At 47.4% G+C, this 9,852-nt stretch carries 8 protein-coding genes and 2 pseudogenes; 7 read left to right on the top strand and 3 right to left on the bottom strand.

Translation table 11 applies throughout. From position 1 onward, the window contains the following. From ACJHX4_RS25195 to ACJHX4_RS25170, 6 genes and pseudogenes are all read left to right on the top strand, one after another. Window positions 1-2,307: host specificity protein J (locus ACJHX4_RS25195; protein ID WP_259637051.1), on the top strand; the 2,307-nt coding region annotated here is incomplete at its 5' end. 60 nt (window positions 2,308-2,367) lie between these two features. Further along, entirely contained in the window at window positions 2,368-4,740 is a 2,373-nt protein-coding gene (locus tag ACJHX4_RS25190) for a prophage tail fiber N-terminal domain-containing protein (protein ID WP_000290533.1), read from the top strand. Continuing rightward, on the top strand, window positions 4,740-5,021 hold the full coding sequence (locus ACJHX4_RS25185) for a hypothetical protein (RefSeq protein ID WP_000654143.1): 282 nt from the start codon (window positions 4,740-4,742) through the stop codon (window positions 5,019-5,021). Before ACJHX4_RS25190 ends, ACJHX4_RS25185 begins: the two co-directional genes overlap by 1 nt. Window positions 5,022-5,030: 9 nt before the next feature. Next, complete coding sequence (locus ACJHX4_RS25180; protein ID WP_001353819.1) at window positions 5,031-6,071, top strand: tail fiber domain-containing protein; 1,041 nt, start codon at window positions 5,031-5,033, stop codon at window positions 6,069-6,071. Between the two features lie 42 nt (window positions 6,072-6,113). Continuing rightward, window positions 6,114-6,407, top strand: a complete 294-nt coding sequence (locus tag ACJHX4_RS25175) for a hypothetical protein (protein WP_000355601.1) — start codon at window positions 6,114-6,116, stop codon at window positions 6,405-6,407. Window positions 6,408-6,426: 19 nt separating this feature from the next. Further along, window positions 6,427-6,537, top strand: a pseudogene (locus ACJHX4_RS25170) (tail fiber assembly protein); the annotation flags it as partial. Between the two features lie 97 nt (window positions 6,538-6,634). Here ACJHX4_RS25170 and ACJHX4_RS25165 read toward each other — a convergent pair. The 3 genes from ACJHX4_RS25165 to ACJHX4_RS25155 form a co-directional block, all read right to left on the bottom strand. Then, on the bottom strand, window positions 6,635-7,225 hold the full coding sequence (locus ACJHX4_RS25165; protein WP_000086527.1) for a recombinase family protein: 591 nt from the start codon (window positions 7,223-7,225) through the stop codon (window positions 6,635-6,637). Between the two features lie 316 nt (window positions 7,226-7,541). Next, window positions 7,542-7,775, bottom strand: coding sequence for a cold shock protein YdfK (gene ydfK / locus ACJHX4_RS25160; RefSeq protein WP_000836768.1), 234 nt, complete (start codon window positions 7,773-7,775; stop codon window positions 7,542-7,544). Between the two features lie 68 nt (window positions 7,776-7,843). After that, window positions 7,844-7,957: a YnaM/YnfT family protein gene (locus ACJHX4_RS25155; RefSeq protein ID WP_120795384.1), complete on the bottom strand. Its 114-nt coding sequence runs from the start codon at window positions 7,955-7,957 to the stop codon at window positions 7,844-7,846. Window positions 7,958-8,560: 603 nt separating this feature from the next. On the opposite strand from ACJHX4_RS25155, the pseudogene ydfJ reads away from it, so the two are divergent. Then, window positions 8,561-9,844 (top strand): annotated as a pseudogene (ydfJ, locus tag ACJHX4_RS25150) (MHS family MFS transporter YdfJ); the annotation flags it as partial. Between the last annotated feature and the right edge of the window lie 8 nt (window positions 9,845-9,852).

Raw genomic sequence — 9,852 nt, 5'->3', positions numbered from 1 at the left:
ACCTATAACCGCAGTAATGTGGTGATGCCGGATGATGGCGCGCCGTTCCGCTACAGCTTCAGCGCCCTGAAGGACCGCCATAATGCCGTTGAGGTGAACTGGATTGACCCGAACAACGGCTGGGAGACGGCGACAGAGCTTGTTGAAGATACGCAGGCCATTGCCCGTTACGGTCGTAATGTCACGAAGATGGATGCCTTTGGCTGTACCAGCCGGGGGCAGGCACACCGCGCCGGGCTGTGGCTGATTAAAACGGAACTGCTGGAGACGCAGACCGTGGATTTCAGCGTGGGTGCTGAAGGGCTTCGCCATGTACCGGGCGATGTCATTGAAATCTGCGATGATGACTATGCCGGTATCAGCACCGGTGGTCGCGTGCTGGCGGTGAACAGCCAGACCCGGACGCTGACGCTCGACCGTGAAATCACGCTGCCATCCTCCGGTACCACGCTGATAAGCCTGGTTGACGGAAGTGGTAATCCGGTCAGCGTGGAGGTTCAGTCCGTCACCGACGGACTTAAGGTGAAAGTGAATCGGGTTCCTGACGGCGTTGCAGAATACAGTGTGTGGGGGCTGAAGTTGCCGACGTTGCGTCAGCGCCTGTTCCGCTGTGTGAGTATCCGTGAGAACGATGACGGCACGTATGCCATCACTGCCGTGCAGCATGTACCGGAAAAAGAAGCCATCGTGGATAACGGGGCGCACTTTGACGGCGACCAGAGCGGCACGGTGAATGGTGTCACGCCGCCAGCGGTGCAGCACCTGACCGCCGAAGTCACCGCAGACAGCGGGGAATACCAGGTGCTGGCGCGCTGGGATACGCCGAAGGTGGTGAAGGGCGTGAGCTTTATGCTTCGCCTGACCGTGGCAGCGGATGACGGCAGTGAGCGGCTGGTCAGCACGGCCCGGACGACGGAAACCACATACCGCTTCAGGCAGCTGGCTCTGGGAAATTACAGTCTGACAGTCCGGGCGGTAAATGCGTGGGGGCAGCAGGGCGATCCGGCGTCGGTATCGTTCCGGATTGCCGCACCGGCAGCACCATCGCGGATTGAGCTGACGCCGGGCTATTTTCAGATAACCGCCACGCCGCATCTTGCGGTTTATGATCCGACGGTACAGTTTGAGTTCTGGTTCTCGGAAAAGCGGATTACCGATATCAGGCAGGTTGAAACCACAGCCCGCTATCTTGGTACGGCGCTGTACTGGATAGCCGCCAGTATCAATATCAAACCGGGCCATGATTATTACTTTTATATCCGCAGTGTGAACACCGTTGGCAAATCGGCATTCGTGGAGGCCGTCGGTCGGGCGAGCGATGATGCGGAAGGTTACCTGGATTTTTTCAAAGGCAAGATAACCGAATCCCATCTCGGCAAGGAGCTGCTGGAAAAAGTCGAGCTGACGGAGGATAACGCCAGCAGACTGGAGGAGTTTTCGAAAGAGTGGAAGGACGCCAACGATAAATGGAATGCCATGTGGGGCGTCAAAATTGAGCAGACCAAAGACGGCAAACATTATGTCGCGGGGCTTGGCCTCAGCATGGAGGATACGGAGGAAGGCAAACTGAGCCAGTTCCTGGTTGCCGCTAACCGTATCGCGTTTATTGACCCGGCAAACGGGAATGAAACGCCGATGTTTGTGGCGCAGGGCAACCAGATATTCATGAACGAAGTGTTCCTGAAGTATCTGACGGCTCCCACCATTACCAGTGGCGGCAATCCTCCGGTATTTTCCCTGACACCGGACGGGCGGCTGACGGCGAAAAATGCCGATATCAGCGGTAACGTGAATGCGAACTCCGGGACGCTCAATAATGTCACGGTAAATGAAAACTGTACGATTAAGGGCATGCTGGAGGCGAACCAGGTCAGAGGTGACTTCGTTAAAACTGTATCCAAATCATTCCCGAAAAAGGCTGGTACGTGGGGTAACACGGAAACACCAAACGGGACGGTTACAGTCACCATTTACGATGATCATAACTTTGACCGCCAAATCATTATTCCGCCCATTATTTTTAACGGTGTGGCGTATGACGATCCGGGGAGCGGTAATAACCCGGGAGGTACGCGATACACGGGTTATGGTTTTGAAGTTCGCAAAAATGGCGTATTAATCGCATCCAGAGAAACTAAAGGAGCCATTCCCGGTAGTTACAGTGCGGTTATTGATATGCCGAGTGGTGGTGGTAACGTCACTCTGGAGTTTAAGATTTTCCAGAAAGGCAATCAGGGCGCAGGTAACATCACAGACTGTACGGTGATTGTGACCAAAAAAGCTGCTTCCGGTATCAGTATCCGTTGAAATATTTATAACCCCAATACGGGCGCCAGAAATGGCGCCTTTTTTATTTGTGGAGTGAGTATGGCAGTACAGATTTCAGGTGTGCTGAAAGATGGTGCGGGAAAACCAATACAGAACTGCACTATTCAACTGAAGGCAAAGCGTAACAGCACCACGGTACTGGTGAACACGGTGGCCTCTGAAAATCCGGATGAAGCCGGGCGTTACAGCATGGATGTTGAGTATGGCCAGTACAGCGTTATCCTGCTTGTTGAAGGTTTTCCGCCTTCACATGCCGGAACCATTACCGTCTATGAAGGTTCCAGACCAGGTACGCTGAATGATTTTCTCGGTGCCATGACGGAAGATGATGTCATGCCGGAGGCATTGCGTCGTTTTGAGGAAATGGTGGAAGAAGCGGCACGCAACGCTGAAGCCGCCTCTCAGAGCGCAGCGGCGGCAAAGAAATCCGAAACTGCAGCGGCATCATCGAAGAACGCGGCGAAAACCTCAGAAACGAATGCAGCTAACAGCGCACAGGCGGCAGCGGCCTCGCAGACTGCATCGGCAAACTCCGCAACAGCAGCTAAAAAATCAGAAACCAACGCGAAAAATAGCGAGACAGCCGCAAAGACGAGCGAAACCAACGCAAAGTCCAGCCAGACGGCAGCGAAGACCAGCGAAACGAATGCTAAAGCCAGTGAAACTGCGGCAAAAAACAGCCAGGTTGCAGCAGCCCAAAGCGAGAGCGCGGCAGCCGGTTCTGCGACTTCAGCAGCTGGATCAGCAACTGCTACGGCTAACAGCCAGAAAGCTGCGAAGACGAGTGAAACTAACGCAAAGTCCAGCCAGACGGCAGCGAAGACCAGCGAAACGAATGCCAAAGCCAGTGAAACTGCGGCGAAAAGCAGTCAGGATGCAGCGGCTCAAAGCGAGAGTGCCGCAGCCAGTTCTGCAAGCGCGGCGGCTGCTTCTGCCACTGCATCAGCTAACAGTCAAAAAGCAGCAAAAACCAGTGAAACCAACGCAAAGGTGAGCGAAACAGCGGCTGCGAACTCAGCGAAAGCATCGGCAGCAAGCCAGACGGCAGCTAAAGCAAGCGAAGATGCAGCCAGAGAGTACGCAAGCCAGGCTGCGGAGCCGTATAAATATGTCTTACAGCCGCTGCCTGATGTGTGGATACCATTTAACGATTCGCTGGATATGATTACGGGCTTTTCGCCGTCATATAAAAAAATTGTTATTGGTGACGATGAAATAACGATGCCTGGCGACAAGATTGTTAAGTTTAAACGTGCATCGAAAGCAACCTATATTAACAAATCTGGTGTGCTGACAGAGGCTGCCATTGACGAGCCACGATTTGAACGTGATGGCCTGCTTATTGAGGGGCAAAGAACAAACTACATGCTCAATTCGGAAAGCCCTGCCAGTTGGGGGCGATCGTCAAATATGGATGTGCCCGAAACAGGGACGGATAATTTTGGTTTTACCTATGGAAAGTTTGTCTGCAACGATTCTCTGATTGGGCAAACCTCAGCCATTAATATGGCATCAATTGCTGCAACAAAGTCAGTTGATGTCTCAGGCGATAATAAACACGTGACAACCTCATGTCGTTTTAAAACAGAACTGCAGGTAAGGTTGCGTATCCGGTTTGATAAATATGACGGTAGCGCAACAACTTTTCTTGGTGATGCGTATATTGATACACAAACGCTTGAAATTAATATGACAGGCGGTGCTGCCTCAAGGATTACAGCGAGAGTCAGAAAGGACGAAGCTACCGGATGGATTTTTGCAGAGGCAACAATTCAGGCAATTGATGGGGAGTTAAAAATAGGCTCTCAGATACAGTATTCTCCTAAGCAGAGCGGGGCAACCGTATCTGGTGACTATATTTATCTGGCCACCCCACAAGTAGAAGATGGGCCTTGTGTATCATCTTTTATTATATCAGGAGCGACGGCGGCGACCCGCGCAAGCGATATAGTTACAGTTCCAATTAAGAATAATCTTTATAATCTTCCTTTTACGGTTCTTTGTGAGGTACATAAGAACTGGTATAAAACGCCAAATGCAGCGCCACGTGTTTTTGATACCGGCGGTCATCAAACCGGAGCGGCTATTATTCTTGGCTTCGGTCGTTCAACAGATTACGACGGATTTCCTTATTGCGATATTGGAGGAGCTAACAGACGGGTAAACGAAAACGCATCGCTTGAAAAAATGGTTATGGGGATGCGTGTAAAGTCAGAGCAGTCTACGTGCTCAGTAAGTAACGGGCATATATCCAGCGAAACAAAAACCACATGGTCCTGTATTCAGAACACCGCAATTATCCGTATTGGAGGCCAGACTACAGCCGGGTTACGTCATTTATTTGGTCATGTCAGGAATTTCAGAATATGGCACAAGGCATTGACTGATGCTCAGGTGGGGGAGTCAATCTAATGAAAGATTTAACACTCAAATTTGCCGACAGGGCCGACTTTTCGGCCTTTATGGATAGCACTGGCTATTATGATGACGAGTCGATGCAGGATGATATTCTTATTGACGTGATAGGTAACGTGTACAAAGAAACCGGAGAACTGACTGAAGATGGCGAACCGGTATGTGTTAAGGAAGACGGATATTTTGTAAACGTGCGCATCATTAATGATTCGCAAATATCGTCATTATTCGATGAATACGTGGTTGCTGTTGAGCATCAACTTCGTGGCTGGATGTGAGGAAGAAAAATGGCTACATCGACAGTAATTCCTGATGACATCAAAACGCTAAAATCCGACGTTAGCAAATTAAAAAACGATCAAGGAAGCTACGCAACAAAATTATATGTAGACAGCAAAGATGAAATCGTTGGTGACTGGTCTGCTTCATGGTATCAGCAGGTATTGCCAACTAGCGGAGCTATATTTGGGAGAAAACTCCGCTCAACTCACAGGACGGCAGGTGTTGAGGATGCGTATTGCGAACTATACCTCAAAAAATGGATAGACAGTCCAGGTAACGCAATGGCGCGCCTTAACCTGAACGATAACGGGACAAACATTTGCTGGGACTTTACCAACCTTTATGGCGGTACGATGATTTTTCCCGGTGACAGCGGATACCTCAAAATGGGTAACTGCCTTATGTCATACAGCAAGCGTGGAAGTAACGCGCTTATTAAATTTGATTACACCGACACATTACAGATCAAATATGCCAATCATGGGTCAACCATGACATTAAACACACAGGGAACCGCTTATGCTGGTGTTACTGCTCAATTGTGGGGCAACACCAGCCGTCCTGTTGTTTATGAAGTCGGTGTTGATGGTGGCGCTTATATGTTCTATGCGCAGAAAAATACCGATAACACCTATATGTTAAGCGTTAATGGTGCATGTCATGCCACCGCATTTAACCAGCATTCCGACCGGGATCTGAAAGACAACATTCAGGTGATCGATAATGCAACCGACCGCATCCGTAAAATGAACGGCTATACATACACGCTTAAAGAAAACGGTATGCCCTATGCTGGTGTCATTGCACAGGAAGCTCTGGAAGCAATCCCAGAAGTTGTAGGTTCCGCAATGAAATATCAGGACGGTGCAAGCGGATCGGAAGGTGAAGAAGGTGAACGTTATTACACAGTAGATTATTCTGGTGTTACTGGCTTGCTTGTTCAGGTAGCCAGAGAGTCAGACGACAGAATAACAGCACTGGAAGAAGAAAACGCAGAATTAAGACAAAGATTATCTGCAATTGAGGCGGCGCTTGCGTCTAAATAATATTAAGGGGCCGAGCGCCCCGTTTTATTGGGTAGGATGAAAATGGATATAACACCTTTCCTTCATGCGCTTTGTGCTGTGGCTGCGCAGCTACTGATTGGTCTTTTTACCGGGAACTGGGCTTACGGGGCGATAGCCGGTTGTACGTTCTTCATTGCGCGTGAACACACCCAGGCAGAATATCGCTGGATTGAAATGTTCGGGCATGGCAAGCGAATGAATATGCCGTGGTGGGGCGGTTTTGATCCGCGCGCGTGGGATGTGGCAAGCCTGATGGATTTTGCTGTGCCGGTGGTGGCGTGTCTGCTGGTCTGGCTGTTGGTTAATCGTGGGTGAAAAAAGGTGAGCTGTATATGCAACGGAGGAAGAAACCTCGTTGCGGGAAGCCTGGAAGAAGTATCGGGTGTTGCTGAACCGTGTTGATACGTCAACTGCACAGGATATTGAATGGCCAGCACTGCCGTAGGGTAAAACATATAAATTCTATAATTAGATGTATCTTTCCATTTACGGCAAGGAAGGGGGCTTGGAAGACGTAAGGCATCTCACACCGAGATTATTTTTTATATGTCAGGTGTCTGAAGTTTTGCTTTGGCTCTTAAAATGGTTTGCCGCGAGGTTTTGAATTCCCGGGCAATGGCACTTATACTTACACCTGACTTAATCCGTTCGAATACCACCTGTTTCTGTTCTTCATTTAACACAGGTGGTCGACCAAAACGTTTCCCTGCGCCCCGGGCTCTTACTATCCCGGAATGAGTGCGTTCAAGTAAAAGGTCTCGTTCAAATTCAGCGACTGCTGAAATTACTTGCATCATCATTTTTCCTGTTGGACTGGTCAGGTCAATGCCCCCCAATGCTAAGCAATGCACTCTGATACCTGTTTCGGTCAGTTGTTCCACTGTTTTCCTGATATCCATTGCATTACAACCAAGGCGATCCAGTTTTGTCACAATCAATTGATCACCACATTTCAGGCGAGCAAGCAACCGGTTAAAACCAGGACGCTCACTGGTTGCTGCTGAGCCGCTAATGTGTTCTTCGATTATTTGCTGAGGTTTGATTTTAAAACCTGCACTTTCGATTTCCCGGCGTTGATTTTCGGTGGTCTGATCCAGCGTTGATATCCGACAGTAAGCAAAAATTCGAGACATAGTGAGACTCTATACGAAATTGGTGTTCATATCATAATGCATCTCAGAAAATAATTTTGATTATTTTTGTGCATGTTTGTATGTACACGTTCGAAAATAAACGAATGCGTATGCAACCCCGTAATTTTGGTGAGACCCAAAATCGATTTTGTGAAAAATAGCTTTAACTCGGTTTGTTTTTCGAGTTCCGGGCGGACTCAAGGAAGAAGAATAGTGTTGCGTGTTATTTTAACCAGATTTCAAGTTGTTTGGTCGTGGAAAAGTGGAGCAAAATGTTGTTAAAGTGGAAAAATGATAAAGAAGTAAGTTTATTATATTACATTTTACCATTTAAATTTTGGTTGTCTTTAAGAACTGATATCGCTGTTTGTAATAATTCTTTGTTATCCAGCCATGATTTTTTCTTTATGTTTCCTTCAATGTAATCAAGCAATGTTCTGGTATTGATAGGTCTTCCCTGTTTTGCTACTTCCACTACAGCATCCCCTAGGATAATTCTGACTTCAGGAAGCTGCGCAGGGAACCACTTTAGGGTGTCTTTTGATTTCATGAATATATTCCTTAAAATATTATTGATTTTCATTGCGATATTGTATGTCTGATTCAGGATATGTTGACTTATACATCGGTTTTGTCTGGGTTATTGGATATGCCAATCCCTAATTTTATTAGAGCATGACTAAAAATGCTGAATATGATAAGGAGCGAAGTGATTATCAGTATGCTGTTCATATAGCCTCGAATTAGTAATGTGTTATATATGATATAGTTGACAATTTTTATCCTGGGTGTTCTTAAAGTTCGTAGATAAACATTGTCGTTTCAGGTATACAGGAATGCTAACAGATGGCGGCAAAAATCAGGCGGTTTATGGCGCAAGCTGAAGTGGCAACTGCAAACTATCTTATGCAGAGACTCTACACGGATTGGGTTTAAAAGTATACATAGATAACAGTTTTTATCTGAAGAAGAAAAATATCAAGGTGATATAGCCTATATGCCTTTGATGCGGAGGAATGAATGTGATGGGAGTGATGTATCTGAATAGTTGAAAAACCGCAGACACGCCTTATGCAAGAACGTGCTGCGGTTGGCTGGTAAATTTTTCGATAGTGCGAGTATTGAATGATTTCCAGCCGTTATTGATTTTACGCGTAACTCCATGAAAAAACTACTTATCTGTTGAGGAGTTTTTTTGGGGCATATATGGGACAGAAATAGGCCCCAGATAGACACTGAGATCGAACTTAGGATGCTTTTTAAAAAATGCAACTATCTGAAAAAACCTAGAAAACGCCAAGGAAACCACAGGATGGGAAAAAACACCTGTGAATTATGGATTTCCAGTTATATTCGCTCGGCGCAGCGTTAGTGTTTCATGAAATATTTTTTCCTGAATCATCAACGGCAATGGCGTTAATTCTGGCAATGGGAACCTATGGTGCAGGTTATGTGGCACGTATTGTCGGAGCATTTATTTTCGGCAAAATGGGCGACAGAATAGGGCGTAAAAAAGTGCTCTTTATTACCATCACCATGATGGGGATCTGTACCACCTTAATTGGTGTGTTACCGACTTATGCACAAATTGGTGTTTTTGCCCCCATCTTGCTGGTGACGCTGCGTATTATTCAGGGGTTGGGTGCAGGTGCGGAAATTTCCGGTGCCGGTACGATGCTGGCGGAATATGCGCCAAAAGGTAAGCGCGGAATTATCTCCTCATTTGTGGCTATGGGAACTAACTGCGGAACCTTGAGCGCAACGGCAATCTGGGCCTTTATGTTCTTCATTCTCAGTAAAGAGGAACTGCTGGCGTGGGGATGGCGTATACCTTTCCTGGCGAGCGTTGTCGTGATGGTCTTTGCTATCTGGTTGCGTATGAATCTGAAAGAAAGCCCGGTCTTTGAGAAGGTTAACGACAGCAACCAACCGACAGCAAAACCTGCACCTGCTGGTAGCATGTTCCAGAGCAAATCCTTCTGGCTGGCAACAGGGCTGCGTTTTGGTCAGGCTGGTAACTCAGGTTTAATTCAGACTTTCCTTGCAGGCTATTTAGTGCAGACGTTATTGTTTAACAAAGCAATTCCAACAGATGCATTGATGATCAGTTCGATTCTCGGCTTTATGACCATTCCGTTCCTTGGTTGGTTATCCGATAAAATTGGTCGCCGGATCCCGTATATTATTATGAATACCTCTGCGATTGTGCTGGCATGGCCAATGCTTTCTATCATCGTAGATAAAAGCTATGCCCCGAGCACCATTATGGTTGCACTGATTGTGATTCATAACTGTGCGGTGCTTGGATTATTTGCTCTGGAAAACATTACCATGGCAGAAATGTTCGGCTGTAAAAACCGCTTTACCCGAATGGCTATTTCTAAAGAAATTGGTGGTCTTATCGCTTCCGGTTTTGGTCCTATCCTGGCGGGGATTTTCTGCACCATGACGGAATCCTGGTATCCGATCGCCATTATGATCATGGCATATTCTGTGATTGGTTTAATCTCTGCGCTGAAAATGCCAGAAGTGAAAGACCGTGATTTAAGTGCGCTGCAAGACGCCGCAGAAGATCAACCACATGTTGTAAGAGCTGCGCAACCGTCCAGAAGTCTGTAAATCCTCAA

This window comes from Escherichia sp. WS2035, from assembly GCF_046487065.1.
Taxonomy (GTDB): Bacteria; Pseudomonadota; Gammaproteobacteria; order Enterobacterales; family Enterobacteriaceae; genus Escherichia; species Escherichia coli.
Note: the sequence above shows the minus strand (reverse complement) of the source record. Positions and strands in the feature narration are given on the sequence as shown.

Coding starts and splice junctions, on each gene's coding strand:
- ACJHX4_RS25190 (WP_000290533.1), top strand. CDS start 2,368: ATGGCAGTACAGATTTCAGGTGTGCTGAAAGATGGTGCGGGAAAACCA.
- ACJHX4_RS25185 (WP_000654143.1), top strand. CDS start 4,740: ATGAAAGATTTAACACTCAAATTTGCCGACAGGGCCGACTTTTCGGCC.
- ACJHX4_RS25180 (WP_001353819.1), top strand. CDS start 5,031: ATGGCTACATCGACAGTAATTCCTGATGACATCAAAACGCTAAAATCC.
- ACJHX4_RS25175 (WP_000355601.1), top strand. CDS start 6,114: ATGGATATAACACCTTTCCTTCATGCGCTTTGTGCTGTGGCTGCGCAG.
- ACJHX4_RS25165 (WP_000086527.1), bottom strand. CDS start 7,225: ATGTCTCGAATTTTTGCTTACTGTCGGATATCAACGCTGGATCAGACC.
- ydfK (WP_000836768.1), bottom strand. CDS start 7,775: ATGAAATCAAAAGACACCCTAAAGTGGTTCCCTGCGCAGCTTCCTGAA.
- ACJHX4_RS25155 (WP_120795384.1), bottom strand. CDS start 7,957: ATGAACAGCATACTGATAATCACTTCGCTCCTTATCATATTCAGCATT.